Raw genomic sequence first — 20506 nt, 5'->3', positions numbered from 1 at the left:
CTATGATGCGCCGACACCCTGCACCGGCTCCGACAATGAACACGACGCCCACCGCCACGCTCGCCAGCCCGGCCGACGACCACGGCCTGATCTGCGGCTATCTGTTCCAGGCGGGCCAGCCGGCTCGATCCATCGCCACCGATGCCGCCCAGCATTGGCTGCACCGCGACGCCAAGACGGCTCAGGCCGACAGCGAGGCCGACTTCATCTGGCTGCACTTCAATCTGACCCACACCAGCGCCCATGGCTGGCTGCGCGCCCACACCAGCCTGCCGCACGACTTCCACCAGTCGCTGCGCGAGGGTTCGCGCTCGACCCGCATCACACGGCTGGGCGAGCGGCTGATGGCAGTGATCAACGATGTGACCTTCGATTTCTCCTTCGACCCCGAGAACGTTGCAACCCTGTGGCTGAGCCTGGAGCCCGGGCTGGTCGTCAGCGCCCGGGTGCAGCCGCTGCGCTCGGTGGACCGGCTGCGCCGCGCAGTCGGCGCCGGCGATGTGATCGCCAGCCCGGTGGCCCTGCTGGAGCATCTGCTCAGCGACCAGGCCGACGAGCTGCAGCACATCGTGCGCAGCGCCAGCGACAAGGTCGACGATATCGAGGACGCGATGCTGGCGCGCCGCAACAGATTGGAGGGTGGCGACGAGCTGGCGCGGCTGCGCCGCCTCTCGGTGCGGCTGCAGCGCCTGCTGGCGCCCGAGCCGGGCGCGCTGCTGCGCCTGCTGGCCAACCCGCCGGCCTGGCTCAATGCCGAGGAGCGCGACCGGCTGCGCCGCGTCAACGACGAGTTCGCGGTGGCACTGCGCGACATCGTCTCGCTGCATGAGCGGGTCAAGCTTCTGCAGGACGAGTCAGCCTCTCATGTGGCCGAGCAGAACAACCGCAGTCTGTTCACGCTGACCATGGTCACCGTGCTGGCCCTGCCCATCAATCTGTTCGCCGGCCTGATGGGCATGAATGTCGGCGGCATCCCGCTGGCCAATCACTCGTATGGCTTCTGGCTGATGCTGCTGTTGATCGCCACCTTCACCGCGCTGGCGGCCTGGCTGGCGCTGCGCCGGCTAACGAAGCGCCAGCGCTGATTCGCCCATGACGCCTGCTGCCCTTGCCCATGGACCCAGCCCGCGAGATCTTTGAACTCGGCGAGTGGCGGGTCGATGCCGCCGGCAACCGCCTACAGCGCGGCGCCGAAATCCGGCCGCTACGCAACAAGGCCATGGCTCTGCTGGTATTGCTTGCCGGCCGGCCCGGCGAGACCGTGAGCCGCGAGGAGATCATCGACACGATCTGGCAGGGCAACCGTTTTGTCGCCCCCAAGGCCATCAACACCGCCGTCTGGACGATTCGCCAAGCCCTCGGCGACGACCCAGAGGCGCCGCGCTATCTGGAGACCATCGCGAAGAAGGGCTACCGGCTGATCGCGCCGGTGCGTGCGCTGGCGCCGCCGCCACCAACGCAACCGCAGATCACGGTGCCACCGATCACAGCACCCGCGCCGACGCCAGCGCTGCCCCCGCCGCGCTGGCCGCTGCTGGCCGGCCTGCTGGTGCTGGCCGCCCTCCTCGCCGTCTGGTGGCTGCGGCCGGGCGGCACGGCGCCAGCGACCTTGCCCGAGGTCAGGCCGCTGACGCACCAGCCCGGCCATGAATACCTGGGGCAGCTCTCGCCCGACGGCAGGCTGCTGGCCTTCGCCTGGTGGCAGGGCAAGGGTGGGGGCCGGCTCCATCTGCGCCCAGCCGCCGAACTGGACGCCGTGCCCCAAGCCCTCAGCCCCGAGGGCATGGATGTGCAGGGCCTGAGCTGGTCGCCCGACGGCAACGCCATCGCCTACATCGCCGCGACCGCCGACGGGCAGTGCCAGCTCTGGGTGTACCGGCTGAGCGAGCCTGCTCAGCAGCAGGCACTGGCGCGCTGCAGCGCGCTGTTCACGCCCAGCGTCGCCTGGTCGCCTGATGGCAGCAACATCGCCTTCAGTGCCGAGGCCGACGGAGTCGGCGGCCTGTTCCTGGTGGCCCCCGATGGCAGCGGCCTGCGACGCTTGAGCAGCGCCCCGCCGGCCGCGATGCCTGACCACCAGCCGAGTTGGTCGCTGGACGGCCGGCGCCTGGTGTTTGCGCGCCAGGACCCGGCCGACGGCAGCCGCGACTTTTATGAGGCCGGCCTGGACGGCCAGGTGCAGCGCCTGAGCCAGATGCGCCTGTACCGGTTGCACGGCCTGACCCATGCTGAGAACGGCCGCGACCTGATCTTCTCGACCACCCGGCAAGACAGCCGGGTGCTGATGCGCTGGCAGCGCGAGACCGGGCAGAGCATTCCGCTGGGTCTGGAGGGCAGTGCGCCCCTGCGCAGCGCCGACGGCCCGCTCGTCTACGCGCTGATGCGCTCGCATATCGGCATCGCGCGGCTGGCCTGGGGCGCCGGTGCGCAGCCGCAACGCCTGCCCGGCGCGGTGGTCAACGACCGCGCCCCGACGTCCGATCCGGCGACCGGCGGCCTGTTCTTTGTCTCGGCACGCTCCGGCCGCGCCGAGCTGTGGCGCTCCGAGCCCCGCAGCGGCCAAGACGGCCGGACTCGGGCGCTAACCGCGCTGGACCTTCAGCCCGCCGCGCCGGCGGCCTCGCCAAGCGGCGAGTGGCTGGCCTTTCTTGGCAATTGCGGGCCCGGCAAGCGAGTCGGCCTGTGCCTGCTCGATGTGGCGAGCGGGCAGGTTCGGCCGCTGACGGCCGATGCGGCCCAGTACGGCCGGCCCAGCTGGCACCCCAGCGGCAGCGAGGTCTGGGTTGCAAGCGACCGCGGTGGGCGCTGGCAGCTCTGGCGCTTTGGCCTGGCCGGTAGCCCGGCCGCCACGCCGCTGGACACCGAGCGGCCGCCAGGCCAGGCGCTGCAGTGGGCAGTCGACGGCAGCGCCCTGTTCTACCAGGCCCGCTTCAGCGACGAGCTGCGCCGGCACCCGCTGGCAGGCGGGCCCGAGCAGCTGATCGCAACCGCCCTGCCTGAGGGCGAAACCCTGCTGGACTGGCGGCTGGGCCCGCAGGGGCTGGTGCTACTGACCCGCGGCAGCCAGGGTGAGTATTTCCGCCGCCTCGATCTGGCCGGCGAGCACCCGACCGAGCTGCTCAGCAGTCATGCGCTGGGCAGCTTTCCGGAGCGGGCCAGCTTCGCGCTGGACGCCGATGGCAGCGCCTGGGTGGAGCTGGCCAATACCGCCGTGGCAGATCTGATGCAGGCGCGCTAAGCCCGGTGGTGCACGCAAGTGCTTGTCAGGCCTTAAGAAATATTTTTTGGACAGGGTTTGGAGCGGACCGGGCTTGTGGGTCAGGCCCGGCTCGCGGCCTACTGCGGGCTTGCTGCCGGGACGGGCTCGGCGGCCGCTTGCAGGAGGCCGTGGTGCTGGACGACAACGTTGACGGTTCACGCCGTTGGTGCCTCAGGCTGAGCTTGGCGGTCGTGACGCTGGGGGCGCTGGCCTGTGGCGGCGGCAGCAGCCCGGCGCCGGCCGACTCGGCGGAGCAGCCGACGCAAACGGCACCCGCCGATGCCGACATCACGCTGCTGATGATGGGCAACAGCCACACTTCGCTCAACGCCCTGCCTCGGCAGCTGGAGGCCCTGCTGAGCGCCGGCCTGCCCGGCAAACGCGTGGCCGCCACCGAGGCACCGGGCTGGATGTTCCTCGACGAGCGCCTGGCCGATGCCGGCTCGATGGCCTTGCTGCGCGGCAGGCGATGGACCGTACTCGTGCTGCAGGCCCAGAAGTACAGTACCACCGGGCAGTACAGCTACTCGACCAGCGAGGCTCAAAGCCTGATCCGTGTGGCGCGCGAGCTCGGCGCGATGCCGGTGATGTTCCCGGAATGGCCGCGCCTGGGTGTGGCCGAGACTGAGCGCATCTACTCGCTGCACGCCGCCATCGCCGGCCAGCAGCCGGCTTGCGTGGCCCCGATCGGCCAGGCCTGGGAGCTGGCCCTGCAGCGCCACCCGGGGCTGGGCCTGTACGCCGGCGACGGTAACCACTCCTCCCCGGCTGGCGCCTATCTGACCGCCCTGATGCTGTACACCACCCTCACCGGGGCCTCGCCACTGGCCCTGCCCGCGCTGGCCAACAATGGCGTGCCCGCCGAACAGCAGGCCCTGCTGCGACAGGTGGCGGCCGACGCGGCAGCGGCCACCGCGCCGCGCCAGCATTGCCCGGGCGATGCGCCGCTGGGGCAGCGACCATGAAAAGGCGGCTGCGCGCCACGGCGTTGATCGCCGCACTGCTGCTGGCGCCGCTGCTGGGCATGGCCGAGGTGCAGGTGATGGTGCTGGGCAGCTACCACTTCGCCAACCCGGGGCTGGACCTGCACAACGCCCAGCTCGACGATGTGCTGTCACCCCAACGCCAGGCCGAGCTGGTCGAGCTGACCGAGCGCCTGGCCTCGTTCCGGCCCACCATGGTGGCGGTCGAAGCCCGCGCCGATGCCTTGCCGGGCCGGGCTGTGCCGGGCTATCGGCGCTATCTGAGTGACGTGGGCTCGCCCGATCGCAACGAGATCGAGCAGATCGGCTACCGACTTGCGCGCCGCATGGGACTGGCACAGGTGCTGGGCGTGGACGCGCCGGGCGAGTTCCCCTTCGCGGCGCTGCAGGCTTTTGCCGCCAAGATCGGCCGCGCCGCCGAGCTGCAGCGCTCGGTGGACGAGATCGGCGCGCGCACCCGAGCCTTCGAGCAGCGTGCGCGCAGCGCCAGCGTGGCCGCGCTGCTGCGCGAGATCAACCGCCCCGAGGCGATCCGGGCCGACCATGCTTGGTATGTTGGCGTGCTCGGCTATGGCGCCGGGGCCGAGCAGCCCGGCGCCGAGCTGCTCGGCCGCTGGCAGGCACGTAACACCGCGATCTGCGCCCGCCTGCGCCAGTCGGCGCGGCCCGGCGACCGGGTGCTGCTGCTGTTCGGTGCCGGCCACAGCCATCTTCTGCGCCAATGCGTGCTGGAGCAGCCCGGCTGGATGCTCGTCGAGGCCGAGCCCTATCTGCATTGATGGACAAACATAGGAACCGCGATGTGCAAGAACAATGCCCTAATCCTGTCACTGGCCCTGAGCCTGTCCAGCCTGCTCGCGGCGGCTCAAGTCCCCGCGGGCGGCGGCGCCAAGCCGGCGCAATGCCGCCAAGCCGTGGACACAGGCCTAGAGATGGCACGCCAACTGCCGGCACCTAACCCGCGCGAGCTCGAGCGCAAAAACGCGCTGCTCAGCCGGCTGCAAACCCTGGTCAGCGAGAACCGCAAGAAGCAGCTCGATGAGTGTCAGACTTGGGCCGAGTTCAACCGCATCGCCACTCAGCAGTAACTTAGGCCGGGTTCTCAATCACCGCTTCGCTTTCGAACAGCTCCTGAGCCGCCTGCGCCACCTTCAGCGTGTCGTAATAGGCATAGGCGCTGACCCCGGCCGCGCCCAGCAGAGGCACCCAGCGCCCGACCGATTTGGTCACTGCGCGCTGGCTCAGCTGCAGGCCCAGCGCTGCCGCGACACGGCTCAGGCTGGCTGCGGCGAGCGGTCGCACGAGCAAGCGCTCGCCGACCCGCACCGCCAGATCGCGCAGCGCCTGCGCCGCCGTGTGGCGAAACAGGCAGTACAGCATCTGCGCCTGCCCCAGCTCGGCGCTGCGCCCATACAGCGCGGCCACATCGGCCACCAGCTGCGCCTGGATGCGCCACACCGTCATCATCTCCGGCACCACCGTCAGCCAGCCCAGGGGCCCCGGCGGCAGCGCCAACGCGCCGGCCGCCAACGCCGCCTTCGACGCCGCCAGCCGCGCCAAACCGCGCGCCTCCTCGGCTGGGCGCGAACTCAGGCGCTGGGTTGAGCCGGGTGTCTGCGCCACCAGGGCCAGCACGGCGCCGGCGAAGCGGTCGGCGGGGGCGACAGATCTGCTGATTTCGCTGCTACTGCTCATGGCGGGCGTCCTTGCTGGAGAGGCTGGGAGCGATTGTCCATGCAGCATGGCAAAGGCTGCTGCTTCGGCTGTGACATAGCAGCCGAAACCGGGGCCAACTACAGTCAAGAAATCAGCAGTCAGGCCAACTGACCGCGCAGTCTCGGAGATGTTGAAGCCGGTGGCGGCCCGGATTTCGTGGATATATCCCCGCTCCAGGGTCTAGGTCCAAGAATGCGTTCGGCCCCTTTGACTCGCCCTCGCCCTAAATCGAGATCCCGTGAATGATCAGGCCTTCAATGGCCGCGAAATACTTGATGTTGCCAGTCAGCAGCGGCAGTCGATGCTCCTGGGCTGTGGCGGCGATCAGCGCATCGCCCATCTGCAGGCCATGGCTCAAGGTCAGCGCTTCCATCAAGCCGGTGGCCTGGCTTGTGATGGCTTCGGTCAGCGTCAGGACGGTGGCGCCGCGCCGCTCTAACATCTCTGTCAGCGCCGCGAGCTCGGCTTTGTTGCGCATGCCCTGCAGCAGCTCAAGATAGCTGACCGCCTACAGTGTGAGTGCGTCCAGCGCATCAAGCTGGCGCGTGGTCTGTGCGTAGCCGCGCAAATGCCAGACCAGCACATCGGTATTGACCAGCATGGTCGCGCGTCAGGTCGACTCCATGCGCGCGCCATCGCGGCCGTAGCGTGGGGCACGCAGCTGACGCACAGAGGCCTGAATATCGGCGAGGTCCTCGCGGTCGCGCCAGATGCCGAAGGCGGGATCGTCGCTCACAAACTCTGCGGCCGGCGCGGTGGCTTTGGCTTTGGCTTTGGCTTGCTCTTCCTTTTCGATGCGCACAGTGCCCAGGGTGTCCGCTGTCTGGGCCCGTTGAGCGCGCCAGGCCGGGGGCAAGTCAGCCACGGGCACATGCTCGATCACGATGGCAGTCATGGGGCGTCCTCCTTCACAGCAGCCTGCGTGGGACGGCCTTGCCAGGCTCGCGCCCAGTGTACGCGCCAGCAGGTCCGGCGCCTGCCATGCACTGATCCGACCTCGCGCGAACCTCCCCTACTTCACCCGCTGCTTCTCCAACTTCCTCGCCAGCGTGCGCCGGTGCATGCCCAGGCGCCGCGCGGTCTCGGAGATATTGAAGCCGGTGGCGGCCAGGGTTTCGTGGATGTGCTCCCACTCCAGGGTCTTGATCGAGGTGGTGCGCTCGGTCAGCTCGACTTCGGCGTCGCCCTGAGCGCGGGCGAAGGCGGCTTCGATATCGTCGGTGTTGGCGGGCTTGGCCAGGTAATGACGGGCGCCGAGCTTGATGGCTTCGACGGCGGTGGCGATGCTGGCGTAGCCGGTCAGCACAACAATCAGCATCTGCTCGTCATGGGCATACAGGGTCTGCACGCAGGCTAGACCCGAATCGCCGCCGGCGAGTTTAAGGTCAACCACCGCATAGCCGGGGTTGTGGGTGCTCAGCAGGGCCTGGACCTCGCCGAGCTGGGTGGCGCGCAGCACGCGGTAGCCGCGCCGCTCGAAGGAGCGCAGCAGGGTGCGGGCGAATGCGTCGTCGTCCTCGACGATCAGCAGCAGGCGTTCGTCGTCGTGACTCATTCGTCGTGCTCTTTCTGATGCGGGCTCAGCGCGGCCAGCGGCAGCCGCATGCTGACCTCGGCGCCACCGTCGGGGCGGTTGCGCGCCTCGATGCGCCCACCCAGGGTGCGGGCCACGTTGACCGACAGAAACAAGCCCAGCCCGCCGCCGGGCTTGCCCTTGCTGGACTGGTAGGGTTTGCCGAAACGCTCCAGCATCGCCGGAGCAAAACCTGGCCCCCGGTCCAGCACGCGCAGCACCAGGGTCTCGTCCTCGCAGAAGGCCAGCAGGCGCAGCGGCGCCTGCGGCGCGGCCTCCAGCGCGTTGTCCAGCACATTGCCGACCATCTGCTTGAGCGCGAAGTCGGAGATGATGGGCAGATCGGGCAGGCCGTCGCGCTCGTAGTGAAGCTGCTGGCCCGGCCGGGTGCTGCGCCACTCGGCCACCAGCTCGTCGAGGAAATCGTGCAGGCCGCGCTCGATCGGCGCCTCGCCGCGCGCCTCGCCGGCCGACAGCAGGATGCCGCTGACGATGGTCTTGCAGCGCTTGAGCTGCACCTGCATCTCCTCGATCTCCTCGCGCAGCTCGGGGTCGCCGGCAAACGGCGCCATGCGCGACCAGTCGCCCAGGATCACCGACAAGGTGGCCAGCGGCGTGCCCAGCTCATGGGCCGCGCCCGAGGCCAGCAGGCCCATGCGCACGATGTGCTCCTCCTCGGCCGCGCGCTGGCGCAGATCCGCCAGCCGGGCATCGCGCTGGCGCAGATTGCGGCCGATGCGAGTGATGAAGATCACCAGCAGGGCCGCGTTCAGCGTGAAGCACAACAAGAGGCCACCGACGTAGTGCGTGGACAACGCCGGGATGCTCAGATCGGGCAGGCGAAGCGGCCGGTGCCACTGGGTCAACACGATAAAGCACAGACTCGTCAGTGCAACCATCGCCCAGATGTAGCGGGGTCGCAGCAGCACCGCGCCGACCGCCACTTGCAGCAGGAACAGGAAGATGAAGGGGTTGGTGATGCCGCCGCTGTAGAACAGCTGGCCGCTGAGCACGCCCACATCGACCAGCAGGCCAGCGAACAGCTCGCCGTTGAGCACACGGCTGCCGACGCCGGTCGCAACCCGGCTGCGCAGCCAGCTCGCCACGTTGAAAAGCGCCAGCGCCGCCAGCAGGGTCAGCATCTCCAGCAGCGGCAGCTGTACATCGAGCGCGAAATGCACGCAGAGAATGGTGGCCAGCTGCCCGGCCACCGCCAGCCAGCGCAACTGCACCAGCTGCAGCAGATTGTTGCGGCCGGCCTGGTGCTCGGGGGCCTGGCCGCTCTCTGCGGAGGGCATCGGCCGTGCTTCAGTCTCGGTGGGGGACAAGCGTCGGTTCTCCAGCGGCATGATGGCGCCACAGCAAGACGGCTGCGCCGCCCACCATGACCGCCAGCGCAAACCAAGTCAGCGCGTAGACGAAGTGATTGTTGCTGAACTGCAGCACTGTCAGGCCGGGCCGCGGCCAGGCCACGGCGGTGGCAGGGTCGTCGGCACCGGCATCGATGAAATAGGGGGCGACCGGGCCCTTCAGGCCCTGCGCGGCGGCAACGGCCGCCACATCACGCGAGTACCATCGGCCGGCGGACGCGTCGTTGCGGCGCAGCAGGCTGCCGCCCGGCTCACTCAGGCGCAGCAGGCCGGTGATCTGCTGCGGGCCTTGCGGCTGCGCGCGGCCGGCCGGATCGCGCTGCTCGGGCGGCACAAAGCCGCGGTTGACCAGCAGCCAAAAGCCCGCTCCGGCGGCCTGCTGTTCAACGACCCACAGCGGCGTCAGCACCCAGTAGCCGCTGCCCAATGCGGTGCTGGCCCAGACCTGGACCTCGCGTGTGTGGTCGAAGCGGCCCTGCACGCGCAGGCGGCGATACTCATGTTCTGCGCGATTCATCGAGGGCCAGGTCTTGCCATCGGACAACGGAGAGGGCGCGCCCACAGGCTCGGCGCCCAGGCGCTCCTCGACGCGAGCGATCAGGTCCTGCTTCCATGCCAGGCGCTGCAACTGCCAGACGCCCAGGGCCAGCAGCCCGGCAAACAACAAGGCCGCGAGCAGCAGCAGCGCCACGAGGGCGCCGCGCCGACGCGGCCCAGGAGCAGCAACGAATGCCGTCACGGATCAGGGCATGTTGCGCATATCGTGCACGGGCATCATGTTCTCATTGAGGTGGAACATCACCCAGATCGAACCGGCCAGCATGATGACGACCAACACGATGGTGAAGATCAGCGCGAGCATGGACCAACCGCCCTCGATCTTGGCATTCATGTGCAGGAAGTAGATCATGTGGACGACGATCTGCACGGCCGCGAAGCCGAGGATCACGAAGGCCGTCAGGCTCGACGAAGGCAGAACCTTGCCCATCACCAGCCAGAAGGGGATGGCCGTCAACACCACCGACAGCACGAAGCCAATCACATAGCCCTTGACGGTGGCGTGATAGGCCGCGCCGTCATCGTGATGATCGTCGTGGTGGTCGCCGCCGTGTTGCTGGCCGTTTTGCTGACTCATGGCAGCACTCCCATCAGATAGACAAAGGTGAAGACACCGATCCAGACAACGTCCAGGAAGTGCCAGAACATCGACAGGCACATCAGGCGGCGCTTGTTCTCAACCGTCAGGCCCAGCTTGTTGACCTGCACCATCAGCACGAGCAGCCAGATGATGCCGAAGGTGACGTGCAGACCGTGGGTGCCGACCAGGGTGAAGAAGGCCGACAGGAAGGCGCTGCGCTGCGGCGTGGCACCCTGCGCGATCAGGTGGTGGAACTCATAGAGCTCCAGGCCCAAAAAGGCCAGGCCGAACAGGCCGGTGATCGCAAGCCAGGTCAGCACGCCCTGCTTGCGGCCATGCTGCATTGCGATCATCGCCAGACCGTAGGTGATGGACGAGAACAGCAGCATCGCGGTGTTGATCGCGACCAGCTGCAAGTCGAACAGATCGGCGCCGGAGGGGCCGGCCGCATAGCTGCGGCCCAGCACTGCATAGACCGCGAACAGCACCGCGAAGATCAGGCAGTCGCTCATCAGATAGAGCCAGAAGCCCAGGAGCGTGCCTTGCTGCGGGTGGTGATCGCCGTTGTCGTAGAACACCGGGGATCCGTGGTTAGGGCCGGCGGTGAGCGTGGGAGAGGTTTGCATGGTCGGGGTCGCTCTCAGGCAAGGGCCGCCAGGGCCTTTGTGCGGGCGTCTTCGCTGCGCGTTACAGCATCGGCAGGGATGTAGAAGTCGCGCTTGTAATTGAACGTGTGGGCGATGGAGGCGATCACGGTCAGCGCGAAGCTCAGCCCGGCCAACAGCCACATATGCCAAACCATCGCGAAGCCGAACACCGTGCACAGCGCCGCGATCACGAAGCCGGCCGCAGTGTTCTTGGGCATGTGGATAGCCTTGAAACCGGCAGTCGGACGCTGCGCGCCGCGCTGCTTCATATCGTGCCAGGCGTCGAGCTCGTGCACGACCGGTGTGAATGCGAAGTTGTAGTCAGGCGGCGGCGACGACGTCGACCACTCCAGCGTGCGACCACCCCAGGGGTCACCCGTGTGGTCGCGCAGTTGCTCGCGACGCATATAGCTGACCACCAGCTGGATCAAGAAGGCAGCAATGCCCAGCGCGATCAGCACCGCACCGAAAGCGGCGATCTGGAACCAGATCTGCAGCGAGGTGTCTTCGAAGTGGCTCATGCGGCGGGTCACGCCCATCAGGCCCAGCACATACAGCGGCATGAAGGCCATCCAGAAACCAACCAGCCAGAGCCAGAACGATGTCTTGCCCCAGAACGGGTCGAGTTTGTAGCCGAAGGCCTTGGGGAACCAGAAGCTAATGCCGGCGAACAGGCCGAACAGCACGCCGCCGATGATGACGTTGTGGAAGTGGGCAATCAAGAACAGGCTGTTGTGCAGCACGAAGTCGGCCGGCGGCACGGCCAGCAGCACGCCCGTCATGCCACCGATCACGAAGGTCACCATAAAGCCTATGGTCCACAGCATCGGCACTTCGAACTCGATGCGGCCGCGGTACATCGTGAACAGCCAGTTGAAGATCTTGGCCCCGGTCGGGATCGAGATGATCATCGTCGTGATGCCGAAGAAGCTGTTGACGCTGGCCCCCGAGCCCATCGTGAAGAAGTGGTGCAGCCACACAAGGTAGGACAGGATGGTGATCACCACCGTCGCGTAGACCATCGAGGCATAGCCGAACAGCTTCTTGCGGCTGAAGGTGGAGACCACCTCGGAGAAGATGCCGAACACCGGCAGTATCAGGATGTAGACCTCGGGGTGGCCCCAGATCCAGATCAGGTTCACATACATCATGGCGTTGCCGCCAAGATCGTTGGTGAAGAAGTTGGTGCCGACGTAGCGGTCCAGGCTCAAGAGCACCAGCACGGCAGTCAGCACCGGGAAGGCGGCGACGATCAGCACATTGGTGCACAGCGAGGTCCAGGTGAACACCGGCATCTTCATCATCGTCATGCCCGGCGCACGCATCTTGATGATGGTGGCGATCAGGTTGATGCCCGATAGCGAGGTGCCGACGCCGGCGATCTGCAGGGACCAGATGTAGTAATCCACCCCGACGCCAGGGCTTTGCAAAATGCCCGACAGCGGCGGATAGGCCAGCCAGCCGGTGCGCGCGAACTCGCCCACGAACAGCGAGATCATCATCAACACCGCGCCGCTGGTGGTCATCCAGAAGCTGAAGTTATTCAGGAAGGGGAAGGCCACATCGCGCGCGCCGATCTGCAGCGGGATGAGGTAGTTCATGAAGCCGGTCACCAGCGGCATCGCGACGAAGAAGATCATGATCACGCCGTGCGCCGTGAAGATCTGGTCGTAATGGTGGGGCGGCAGGAAGCCCGCGTTGTCGCCAAAGGCCATGGCCTGATGGGCACGCATCATCAGCGCATCGGCAAAGCCGCGCAGCAGCATCACAATGCCCAGCACCATGTACATGATGCCGATCTTTTTGTGGTCGATGCTGGTGATCCAGTCGCGCCACAGCGGGCCCCAGACCCGGTACTTGGTCATCACTGCCAGCAGCGCCGTGCCGCCCAGCAGCACCATCGCGAAGGTGGCCCAGATGATGGGGTCATGGGGAATCGCATCCGGACCAAGGCGGCCGAACAGGAGCGTGTTGAAATCTTGCATGGAGAGGGTCTCGCTCTGTATCCGGTTCGCGTCAGGGCTGGCTGCGTGCGAGGCTGAAATCGCCAGCGTTCTCGGGCGTGCACAGCGCAGCCACATAGCTGCGCTCGACGCTCCGCCAGGGCTTGGTCGACAGGCCGTCGATGCTGCCCTTGCCCAGGCCGCCGGCGGCGTCAATGGCCATCATCTGGGCCATGCACATCTTGCTGCCGTCGACGCAGCGGTTCAGGATCGCGTCGTACAGGCCAGGTGCCACCGTCGCATAGCGGCGCACCGGCTCGCGCGCGCTGGGCTGCTCCAGCTGCATATAGTCGGCGCGGGTCAAGGCCAGACCCTCGGCCTTGTTCTTCTGCACCCACTGATCAAAGTCGGCCTCGGACAAGCCGTGGAACTTGAAGCGCATGTGCGAGAAGCCATCGCCGCTGAAATTGGCAGAGAAACCATCAAACGCGCCGGGCTTGTTGATCACCGCATGCAGCATGGTTTGCATGCCGGGCATCGCATAGATCTGGCCGGCCAGCGCCGGGATGTAGAAGGAGTTCATCACCGTGGACGCGGTGATCTTGAACTGGATGGGCCGGTCCACCGGCGCGGCCAGCTCGTTGACCGTCGCGATACCCTGCTCGGGGTAGAGGAACAGCCACTTCCAGTCCAACGCCACGACCTCGACCACCAGCGGCGCCTGCCCCTGGGGCACCGGCCGGCCTTCCGCGATGCGGTCCAGCGGGCGGTAAGGGTCGAGCTTGTGGGTGCTGATCCAGGTGATCGCGCCAAGCGCGATGATGATCAAGAGCGGCGCGCCCCAAATCACCAGCTCCAGCCGGGTCGAGTGATCCCAGTCGGGACTGTAGGTGGCGGACTTGTTGTTCTGGCGGTAGCGCCAGGCGAACAACAGGGTCAGCGCGATCACCGGCACGATGATCAGCAGCATCAGAATCGTCGAGGTGACGATCAACTGCGCCTGCTGCTGGGCGATATCGCCCGAGGGTTTCATGACCACCATATTGCAAGCGCCCAGCGGCAGGGCTAGGGCCAGCAGGCCCAGTCGTGCTAAGGTGGTATCGACTAAAGGTTTTGGGGACATCGGGAATACCAGGCCGGCGGGAAAACGCTAGTTGCGCATCGGTCAGAAATGTATCTTGATTGACCCAAATCAACGATAGGACATTTTGTCCAAGGCAAGCGAGACATGGCCAGCAGTAGCACCCTCACCCATCCCGGCATCCAGGGCTCTCAGCCCGAGCACAGTCTGGCGCCCGGCGATATCGCCGTCGGCGTCGTGATCGGCCGAGCCTCCGAGTATTTCGACTTTTTCGTCTACGGCATCGCCTCGGTGCTGGTATTTCCGGCGGTTTTCTTCCCCTTCGCCGACCGGCTGGAGGGCACGCTGTACGCATTCGCGCTGTTCGCCTTTGCCTTTGTCGTGCGGCCGATCGGCACGGTGGCCGGCATGGCCATCCAGCGTCGCTGGGGCCGCAGCGCCAAGCTGGCCTCAGCGCTGTTCCTGCTGGGCTGCTCGACTGCCGGCATGGCCCTGCTGCCCGGCTATCACAGCCTAGGCCTGGGCGCCATCGCACTGCTGGCTCTGTTCCGCATCGGCCAGGGCCTGGCCCTTGGCGGTTCCTGGGACGGCCTGCCTTCGCTGCTGGCGCTGAACGCTCCGGAAAACCGCCGAGGCTGGTACGCGATGCTGGGCCAGCTCGGCGCGCCGCTAGGATTTCTGATCGCCTGCGGACTGTTTGCCTACCTGTGGGGCAATATGTCCGAGCACGATTTCCTGGACTGGGGTTGGCGCTTCCCCTTCTTTGCTGCCTTCGCAATCAATGTCGTGGCGCTGTTCGCGCGGCTGCGTCTGGTGGTCACTCATGAGTACGAGCGCGAGCTCGATGCCAAGGAACTGGAGCCCTGCGATGTTGGCGAGTTGCTGCGCAGCCAGGGCAGTAATGTGCTGATCGGCGCCTTCGCCGCGCTGGCCAGCTATGCGCTGTTCCACATCGTCACGGTGTTCCCGCTGTCCTGGATCATGTTGTTCTCGGAGCGCCCGGTCAGCGAGGTGCTGGTCGTGCAGGTGATCGGTGCGCTGCTGGCGGCTGGCGCAATGCCGCTGTCGGGACTGCTGGCCGACCGCATCGGCCGGCGCCGCACCTTGGGCATGCTTGCGACGGCCATTGGCGTGTTCAGTCTGTTCGTGCCGCTGCTGCTGGATGGCGGTCAGGCGGGCCAGGATGCCTTCATCTTGCTCGGCTTCGTGCTGCTGGGCCTGAGCTATGGCCAAGCGGCCGGCGCGGTGACGGCCAACTTCCTGCCACGCATGCGCTACACCGGCGCAGCGCTGACGGCGGATCTGGCCTGGTTGATTGGCGCCGCCTTTGCGCCACTGGTGGCGCTGGGCCTGTCGGCCCGCTTCGGCCTCGGCGCCGTCACGCTCTATCTGCTGTCGGGCGTAGCCTGCACGCTGCTGGCGCTGCGCGCCAACCGCCTGCGCAACGCCCGCGACTGACTCAGCTCACTGCTGCTGCCTGGCGCGCCCGGCGCCAGCCTAGCAGAGTGAGGCCCAGGGCCAGCAAGGCCCAGCTCTGCGGCTCGGGCACCGGCGCCGTGTTGCCGAAGCCCTCGCCATAGTCAAAGCCGCTGTCCGAGCGCAGGTAGTAGGTGGACGGGTCGAGCAGGGCACCGCTGACGCCGTCGTACACCTTCAGCCCTATGAAACTGGCGGTGTTGCCATAGTCGGCGCTGTAGCTGCAACCACCCGACGGGGCCGGCAGATGAGGCGGCAGGGCCGAGAGCGTGAACAGGCATTGCGCCCGCAGATCCAGCGTCCAATCCACATCGAAACGGTAGGTCCCGAACTGCGGTTTCGGGCCAAGCCTCATGCTGAAGCCGGTGGCCGTGACATCGAAGAGGCCGCTACTGGCCAGCGTCGTGCGCGTCTGGCCGCCGGCCAACACATCGTGCGTGGCCCAGGTGCGCTCGGTCACGCTCATTCCCTCGGGACCGAACCGCATGCGCAGCTCGGCCACGATGTCCAGCTCGTTGCCGTACTCGGTATTGGTCTCGATGCGCCCGCCAGCCTGGCCGCCGAAGTGGTAGTCAATGCGCACCACCGCGCCCTCCTTGATCCCCGCGCCGTCCAAGCCCACCATGTCCTCGAAGGAGGCCGAGCGCCCACTGCCACCGATGCCAAAGCGGCTGCCATCCGTCGCGAAGGCCCGGCCCGAGCCGAACTCGGCCACGCGCAAGCGGCCCAGCTCGGCCGAGACCAGGCCGCTGGTGTTGGTCGCATCGTTCTGCCAGGTCATCTGCAGCACCTTGCCGGGCAGCGGGTTGAAACGGTTGCTGCTGCCATAGGGCTGGCCGCCGTAGGTGTAGGTGTAGCCCGGCGTGCCCGCGCCCGGACCGCCTACCGTCAGAACTTTCTGGGTGGAGGCCTGGGCGGCCAGGGCCGCAAACGCCCACGGCAGGGCCAGCAGCAATGGCGACGATCTTGACTTCATGATGAGCTCCCTGGGGAAACGACAGGAAAATTCCTTGTCGCAGGGGCATACGCCAAAACGCCGCCAACGCGGACAGGCCCGTCCAACACAAATTAGGGGGTCGAGCGGGTCAGGGAGTGCGTCGGCCCGAGCTGGGTCAGCAGGCCGGCCCGGCCCTCGCTCAGCAGTTCGGCGGCACCAGGGCCACCGCTGCGCTGCAGCGCCTGGCCCAGGCGCAGGCGGGCCAGGGCCAGCTCCCAGGACTGCGCCCACAGCAGCTGCTCGCGCAGCCCCAGCGCGGCGCGCAGCGGCACCACCGCCTCCGATGCCCGGCCCTGGGCCAGCAAGGCCTCGCCCAGGCCCAACCGGGCCTCGGCCAGCGCGGTCAGCGCCGGCGCGCCCAGCGCCTCCAGCGGTGCCAGCAAGGCCTCGTACCGCCGCTGAGCACTGGCATGGTCGCCGCGCTGCGCCGCCAGCCGGGCCCGTAGCAGGCCCAGGCGCAGGGCCAGCAGATGGCCAGGCCCCAGGCGCTCGACCAGCCGAGCCTGGGCCGCATCCAGGCTGGCGGTGGCCCCGGCCAGATCACCTGAGCCCATTTGCGCCTCGGCAAGAATCAGCCGGCCGCGCAGCGCCAGCGGGCTGGCCGGGCCGGCAAAGCGCTCGGCCAGGGCCAGGGCCTCGCGCAGCACGGGCAGGGCCTCGCCCCAGCGCTCGCGCTGGCTCAGCGCCGCGCCGTACATGCCCATCGCGGCAGCTACGGCCGCCGAATCGCCGCCGCGCCGGCGCTGCGCCTCGAAGGCGGTCTTCAGCACCGGCTCGGCCTCGGCCAGCCGCCCCAGGCGCAGCGCCAAGGTGCCGGTGTTGCCGCGTATCACTAGCGCGTCCAGGTCCTCGGCGCGGCCCAGTTGCTCGAAGATGACCAGCGTGCGGCGGTAAGCGGCCAGGGCCTCGTCGAGCCGGTTGGCCACCGTCAGCGTGATGGCCATCGAGTTGTAGAGCAGGGCCGTTTCGCGGTGCCGCTCGCCCGAGAGCGCCTGCCGCTGGGCGATGGCGCCGCGAAACGTCGCCAGGGAGCCCTCCAGATCGCCCTGCGCCCGCTGCAAGCTGCCCCGTATCAGAAGACCCTCCAGCAGCGGCTCGCGATGGACTGCGGGCGCAGTCGCCCAGAACGCCTCGGCCTTGGCCAGCTGATGCGCAGCCGCCGCCACGCGGCCGCGCAGCAGCTCGACATTGGCCAGCTTCTGCCGCACCAGGGCCAGATCCTGTGCATCGGCCTGAGGCCCGGCCGCCGCCAGAAAACCTTCGAGCAGCGGCAGCTGGCCCTCGACATCGCCCAGCGCCCCATACAGATCAGCCAGCGTGATGGTCAGCTTGCCGGCGCGCTGCGGGTCGTCGCGATACTCGGCGATCACCCGTGCGGCGCTGCGGTCCAACATCGCCTTGGCGGTCAGCGGGCCGGCGGCCATCGCCGCGCTGGGATCGGCTATCGCGCTGCGGAATAGGCCGATCAGCTGGTAGCGCAGCGCCTCCTCGCGCGCCGCCGCCCGCTCGGCCACCGCGCGCTGCAGCTCGGCCCGCTGCATCTGCCACAGGCTCAGCCCCAAGCCGCCGGCCAGCGACGTGAACAACAGGCCGCCGCCGGCCACCCACCAACGGTAGCGACTCAGAAAACGGCCCAGCAGATAGCCACCCGAGCGGCCGCGCACCGCTAACGGCGCGCGGGCCAGATGGCGCTCGATGTCCTTGGCCAGGGCATCGACGCTGGCATAGCGAGCAGCCGGATCCTGGTTTAGGCAGCACATCACCAGCGCATCCAGATCACCGGCCAACACGCGGCGCCAACTGCTCGGCGGCCTGATGCCCAAGCCCGCCAGCGCAGCCCCCATCGCCTCGGCCGAGCCGGCCGGCAGTCGGTAGGGCCGCCGGCCGCTGAGTAGCTCGTAAAGCACCACACCCAGCGAGTAAATATCCGAGGCGGTGCCCAGGCTGCGCCCGGCCAGTTGCTCGGGCGCGGCCGCGTCGGGCGTGAATGTGTGCCCGTCCAGCGGCAGAGCCGTGCCCAGCAGATGGGCGATACCAAAGTCCAGCAGCTTGACATGGCCATCGGGCGTCACCAGGATATTGGACGGCTTCAGGTCGCGGTGGATGACCAGGGCCGAATGCGCATGGCCGACCGCGCTGAGCACTTGTAGAAACAGCCGCAGTCTTGCTGCCAGGTCAAGGCGGTTCTGATCGGCATAGCGCGTGAGCGTCTGCCCGCGCACCCATTCCATCGCCAGATAGGGCTGGCCGTCGATGGCGAAGCCGGCGTCATACAGGCGCGCGATATGCGGGTGCTCCAGCCCCGCTAGCAGATCGCGCTCCTGGATGAAGCGCCTGGAGACGCTCGCGGCAGCGGCCTCCTCCGTCTCAGGGCCTAGGCCGCGATGCGGCAGTTTCAGCGCGACACGGCGCAGCACATGCTCGGTCTGCTCGGCCAGCCAGACACTGGCCATACCGCCTTGGCCTAGCGGCTCGATCAACCGGTAGCAATCGACCATCGCACCCGGCACCAGCGCCGCGCCGGCCCGCTCGACCAGGGCTTGGGCCACCAAGCCCGCGGGCGCGGCCGCCAAACTGCCGTCATCGGCCTGCTCATGGGCAGCAAGCAGGCCGCGCAGCGCAGCCCCGATCTCCGGCTCGCTGGACTCCAACGCCACCAGCCAGGCCGCGCGCAGCGTCGGCGCCAGATCCAATGCCTCGTCGAAGCGTCGCGAGATCCGGGCCCATGCGGCGGCATCGACCGGCGCGCGCATCAGGCGTTGCCCTGCAGCCGCAGCCGCATGAAGGCGCGCGCCTTGTCCCAGTAGCGGCGCACGCTGCGGTCGGTGATGTCCATGGCCAGCGCGATCTCGGCATCAGTGCAGCCGCCGAAATATCGCATCTCGACCACCTGGGCCAGCTTGGCATCGAGCAGCTCCAGCTCGTTGAGCACGCGTTCGACATCGAGTACGGCGGCGGCATCAGCGCCCTGCCCCGCGCCCACATCGGACGCGCGCTGGGTATCGAGAGTTAGGTCTTGCCCACCGCCGCCACGCCGGGCCGCGTTGCGGTGGCGAGCGAAGTCGATGACGATGTGGCGCATGGTCTTGGCGGCGTAAGCAAAGAAATGCTTGCGGTCCGCTATCGTCAGCCGGGCGCCCTGGACGAAATGCAGAAAGCTCTCGTGTACCAGAGCCTGGGTGTTAAGCAGGGTGTCGGGCCGGTGGCTGCTGCGCAGGCGCGCGCGGGCGATGCGCAGCAGGTCAGGATAGAGCTCGGCAAAGGCCCGGTCGGCTGCGGCCCGGTCGCCGCCATGGGCGGCGCGCAGGAGGGCGGTCAGCGACTCGGGGGGCGGCGGGCGGTCCATGCTGAGCCCAGTATCACATCAAGCCCGGGCCGGATCTTGCGGGCCAAAGCGCCAAACTTGGGGATCGACATGCGCGCAGAAAACCTCGCGGCCCGGCCGCGAGTCCCTCAGGCTTTGGTCGTCATGCGCTCGACCGCCTTCCTCGCCAGCGGCGCGACCAGCAGCACGGCGGGAAAGGCCACCAGCCAGGCAGTCAGCCAGGCGGCGATCCACAGGCCGGCGAAGTCGGGCGACAGCCCGAGGGAGCGCCAGGTCGCGATGCCCGAGACCAGCAGGGACATCAGGCCGGACAGGATCAGGCCGAACAGCAGGGGGGCGTATTGCTTGGGAATCATCAGAATCTCCGGATGAAGTGAAAAAACAGACCCGCTCGTGGGTCCGGGTGAAATGCTGTGGAGTGCCGTGAAATTCCGCTCAGGCAGACGCCATCAGAGACGGCTCAGCACGGCGGCCGACAGGTAAAGCCCCAGGCCGAAGACCAGATGGTTGGCCAGACTGCGCAGGCAGTTCTTCAGCGGCGTCGGCGTCTTCGACGATGCGATGCCCGCGCCCATGGCCGGCTGCATCACGAACAGCGGTGCCAGCACGGTCGCCGCCCCCCAGACCAGCGCCGGCACCAGCGTGGGCTGCCGGGCCCAGCCCAGGCCCTGCACACCCACCAGCAAGGCCGCAAACACGACACCCGTCCCGTAGTGCGTCAGCCAGCCCAGTGCCCGCTCACCGGGCACGGCCGCAGCGGCGCCGATCGGTGCGTGGCGGAAGCGGCCGCGCGGCAGATGCCCGATCCAGCGCCCGATCAGCGCGAAGTTCAGCGTCGGCAAACCCAGGCGGCGCAGCAGCCAAAGCCAGCCGTCCATCACAAGGGTGGCGCCGGCGCCGATGAGGACGACACGAGAAATGTCCTGGAGCGATGTCATGCGAGGTATGCCTTTGCGGTTGACTTGATTGCGACTTGTGCTCAGGATAGAAGTTAAAGT

General features: G+C 67.8%; 20 protein-coding genes and 1 pseudogene. 6 read left to right on the top strand and 15 right to left on the bottom strand.

Annotation, left to right across the window (positions count from 1 at the left end):
* Positions 1-35 precede the first annotated feature (35 nt).
* From OOZ63_RS14310 to OOZ63_RS14290, 5 genes are all read left to right on the top strand, one after another.
* Positions 36-1085 (top strand): transporter, encoded by a 1050-nt coding sequence (locus OOZ63_RS14310; RefSeq protein WP_266006206.1) that lies wholly within the window; start codon positions 36-38, stop codon positions 1083-1085.
* A gap of 29 nt (positions 1086-1114) precedes the next feature.
* The gene (locus OOZ63_RS14305; protein ID WP_266006205.1) at positions 1115-3238 is read left to right on the top strand and encodes a winged helix-turn-helix domain-containing protein; all 2124 of its coding nucleotides are present in this window, start codon (positions 1115-1117) and stop codon (positions 3236-3238) included.
* Positions 3239-3390: 152 nt separating this feature from the next.
* Positions 3391-4224, top strand: a complete 834-nt coding sequence (locus OOZ63_RS14300) for a hypothetical protein (protein WP_266006204.1) — start codon at positions 3391-3393, stop codon at positions 4222-4224.
* A complete protein-coding gene (locus OOZ63_RS14295; RefSeq protein ID WP_266006203.1) occupies positions 4221-5021 on the top strand; it encodes a DUF5694 domain-containing protein in 801 nt (266 codons plus the stop codon). The genes OOZ63_RS14300 and OOZ63_RS14295 overlap by 4 nt, the downstream gene beginning before the upstream one ends.
* A gap of 21 nt (positions 5022-5042) precedes the next feature.
* Positions 5043-5330, top strand: coding sequence for a hypothetical protein (locus OOZ63_RS14290; protein WP_266006202.1), 288 nt, complete (start codon positions 5043-5045; stop codon positions 5328-5330).
* A 1-nt stretch (position 5331) separates the two neighbouring features.
* On the opposite strand, the gene OOZ63_RS14285 is transcribed toward OOZ63_RS14290, so the two are convergent.
* From OOZ63_RS14285 to cyoA, 10 genes and pseudogenes are all read right to left on the bottom strand, one after another.
* Positions 5332-5937 (bottom strand): hypothetical protein, encoded by a 606-nt coding sequence (locus OOZ63_RS14285; RefSeq protein WP_266006201.1) that lies wholly within the window; start codon positions 5935-5937, stop codon positions 5332-5334.
* A 244-nt stretch (positions 5938-6181) separates the two neighbouring features.
* Positions 6182-6451: pseudogene (locus OOZ63_RS14280) on the bottom strand (PIN domain-containing protein); the annotation flags it as partial.
* 117 nt (positions 6452-6568) lie between these two features.
* Complete coding sequence (locus OOZ63_RS14275; protein WP_266006200.1) at positions 6569-6853, bottom strand: hypothetical protein; 285 nt, start codon at positions 6851-6853, stop codon at positions 6569-6571.
* 117 nt (positions 6854-6970) lie between these two features.
* The gene (locus OOZ63_RS14270) at positions 6971-7513 is read right to left on the bottom strand and encodes a response regulator transcription factor (RefSeq protein ID WP_266006199.1); all 543 of its coding nucleotides are present in this window, start codon (positions 7511-7513) and stop codon (positions 6971-6973) included.
* Positions 7510-8829 (bottom strand): ATP-binding protein, encoded by a 1320-nt coding sequence (locus OOZ63_RS14265; protein WP_266006198.1) that lies wholly within the window; start codon positions 8827-8829, stop codon positions 7510-7512. The genes OOZ63_RS14270 and OOZ63_RS14265 overlap by 4 nt, the downstream gene beginning before the upstream one ends.
* A 10-nt stretch (positions 8830-8839) precedes the next feature.
* On the bottom strand, positions 8840-9640 hold the full coding sequence (locus tag OOZ63_RS14260; RefSeq protein ID WP_266006197.1) for an SURF1 family protein: 801 nt from the start codon (positions 9638-9640) through the stop codon (positions 8840-8842).
* 3 nt (positions 9641-9643) lie between these two features.
* The gene (gene cyoD, locus OOZ63_RS14255; RefSeq protein WP_266006196.1) at positions 9644-10036 is read right to left on the bottom strand and encodes a cytochrome o ubiquinol oxidase subunit IV; all 393 of its coding nucleotides are present in this window, start codon (positions 10034-10036) and stop codon (positions 9644-9646) included.
* Positions 10033-10665, bottom strand: coding sequence for a cytochrome o ubiquinol oxidase subunit III (cyoC, locus tag OOZ63_RS14250; RefSeq protein ID WP_266006194.1), 633 nt, complete (start codon positions 10663-10665; stop codon positions 10033-10035). The genes cyoD and cyoC overlap by 4 nt, the downstream gene beginning before the upstream one ends.
* A 14-nt stretch (positions 10666-10679) precedes the next feature.
* Positions 10680-12671 (bottom strand): cytochrome o ubiquinol oxidase subunit I, encoded by a 1992-nt coding sequence (gene cyoB, locus OOZ63_RS14245; protein WP_266006193.1) that lies wholly within the window; start codon positions 12669-12671, stop codon positions 10680-10682.
* A 31-nt stretch (positions 12672-12702) separates the two neighbouring features.
* Positions 12703-13752 (bottom strand): ubiquinol oxidase subunit II, encoded by a 1050-nt coding sequence (cyoA, locus tag OOZ63_RS14240; protein WP_266006192.1) that lies wholly within the window; start codon positions 13750-13752, stop codon positions 12703-12705.
* Positions 13753-13857: 105 nt separating this feature from the next.
* Here cyoA and OOZ63_RS14235 point away from each other — a divergent pair, with 105 nt between their 5' ends.
* On the top strand, positions 13858-15168 hold the full coding sequence (locus tag OOZ63_RS14235) for an MFS transporter (RefSeq protein ID WP_266006191.1): 1311 nt from the start codon (positions 13858-13860) through the stop codon (positions 15166-15168).
* A 1-nt stretch (position 15169) separates the two neighbouring features.
* Here the strand turns inward: OOZ63_RS14235 and OOZ63_RS14230 are convergent, their stop codons facing one another.
* From OOZ63_RS14230 to OOZ63_RS14210, 5 genes are all read right to left on the bottom strand, one after another.
* Positions 15170-16162 carry a PEP-CTERM sorting domain-containing protein gene (locus tag OOZ63_RS14230; protein WP_266006190.1) on the bottom strand — a complete coding sequence of 331 codons (993 nt, stop codon included), beginning with the start codon at positions 16160-16162 and terminating at the stop codon, positions 15170-15172.
* 92 nt (positions 16163-16254) lie between these two features.
* Positions 16255-18936, bottom strand: coding sequence for a serine/threonine-protein kinase (locus OOZ63_RS14225; RefSeq protein ID WP_266006189.1), 2682 nt, complete (start codon positions 18934-18936; stop codon positions 16255-16257).
* Complete coding sequence (locus OOZ63_RS14220) at positions 18936-19529, bottom strand: ECF-type sigma factor (protein WP_266006188.1); 594 nt, start codon at positions 19527-19529, stop codon at positions 18936-18938. The genes OOZ63_RS14225 and OOZ63_RS14220 overlap by 1 nt, the downstream gene beginning before the upstream one ends.
* 107 nt (positions 19530-19636) lie before the next feature.
* On the bottom strand, positions 19637-19864 hold the full coding sequence (locus OOZ63_RS14215; RefSeq protein WP_266006187.1) for a DUF2798 domain-containing protein: 228 nt from the start codon (positions 19862-19864) through the stop codon (positions 19637-19639).
* Between the two features lie 93 nt (positions 19865-19957).
* Positions 19958-20446, bottom strand: a complete 489-nt coding sequence (locus tag OOZ63_RS14210; RefSeq protein ID WP_266006186.1) for a DUF2938 domain-containing protein — start codon at positions 20444-20446, stop codon at positions 19958-19960.
* Positions 20447-20506: the final 60 nt, after the last annotated feature.

Source organism: Paucibacter sp. PLA-PC-4 (assembly GCF_026241155.1).
In the GTDB taxonomy this organism is placed as follows: Bacteria; Pseudomonadota; Gammaproteobacteria; order Burkholderiales; family Burkholderiaceae_C; genus Roseateles_E.
Note: the sequence above shows the minus strand (reverse complement) of the source record. Positions and strands in the feature narration are given on the sequence as shown.

Bases quoted from the DNA above. Each gene is read 5' to 3' on its own strand.
- OOZ63_RS14310 (WP_266006206.1), top strand. From the start codon at position 36: ATGAACACGACGCCCACCGCCACGCTCGCCAGCCCGGCCGACGACCAC.
- OOZ63_RS14305 (WP_266006205.1), top strand. From the start codon at position 1,115: ATGGACCCAGCCCGCGAGATCTTTGAACTCGGCGAGTGGCGGGTCGAT.
- OOZ63_RS14295 (WP_266006203.1), top strand. From the start codon at position 4,221: ATGAAAAGGCGGCTGCGCGCCACGGCGTTGATCGCCGCACTGCTGCTG.
- OOZ63_RS14290 (WP_266006202.1), top strand. From the start codon at position 5,043: ATGTGCAAGAACAATGCCCTAATCCTGTCACTGGCCCTGAGCCTGTCC.
- OOZ63_RS14285 (WP_266006201.1), bottom strand. From the start codon at position 5,937: ATGAGCAGTAGCAGCGAAATCAGCAGATCTGTCGCCCCCGCCGACCGC.
- OOZ63_RS14275 (WP_266006200.1), bottom strand. From the start codon at position 6,853: ATGACTGCCATCGTGATCGAGCATGTGCCCGTGGCTGACTTGCCCCCG.
- OOZ63_RS14270 (WP_266006199.1), bottom strand. From the start codon at position 7,513: ATGAGTCACGACGACGAACGCCTGCTGCTGATCGTCGAGGACGACGAC.
- OOZ63_RS14265 (WP_266006198.1), bottom strand. From the start codon at position 8,829: ATGCCCTCCGCAGAGAGCGGCCAGGCCCCCGAGCACCAGGCCGGCCGC.
- cyoD (WP_266006196.1), bottom strand. From the start codon at position 10,036: ATGAGTCAGCAAAACGGCCAGCAACACGGCGGCGACCACCACGACGAT.
- cyoC (WP_266006194.1), bottom strand. From the start codon at position 10,665: ATGCAAACCTCTCCCACGCTCACCGCCGGCCCTAACCACGGATCCCCG.
- cyoB (WP_266006193.1), bottom strand. From the start codon at position 12,671: ATGCAAGATTTCAACACGCTCCTGTTCGGCCGCCTTGGTCCGGATGCG.
- cyoA (WP_266006192.1), bottom strand. From the start codon at position 13,752: ATGTCCCCAAAACCTTTAGTCGATACCACCTTAGCACGACTGGGCCTG.
- OOZ63_RS14235 (WP_266006191.1), top strand. From the start codon at position 13,858: ATGGCCAGCAGTAGCACCCTCACCCATCCCGGCATCCAGGGCTCTCAG.
- OOZ63_RS14230 (WP_266006190.1), bottom strand. From the start codon at position 16,162: ATGAAGTCAAGATCGTCGCCATTGCTGCTGGCCCTGCCGTGGGCGTTT.
- OOZ63_RS14225 (WP_266006189.1), bottom strand. From the start codon at position 18,936: ATGCGCGCGCCGGTCGATGCCGCCGCATGGGCCCGGATCTCGCGACGC.
- OOZ63_RS14220 (WP_266006188.1), bottom strand. From the start codon at position 19,529: ATGGACCGCCCGCCGCCCCCCGAGTCGCTGACCGCCCTCCTGCGCGCC.
- OOZ63_RS14215 (WP_266006187.1), bottom strand. From the start codon at position 19,864: ATGATTCCCAAGCAATACGCCCCCCTGCTGTTCGGCCTGATCCTGTCC.
- OOZ63_RS14210 (WP_266006186.1), bottom strand. From the start codon at position 20,446: ATGACATCGCTCCAGGACATTTCTCGTGTCGTCCTCATCGGCGCCGGC.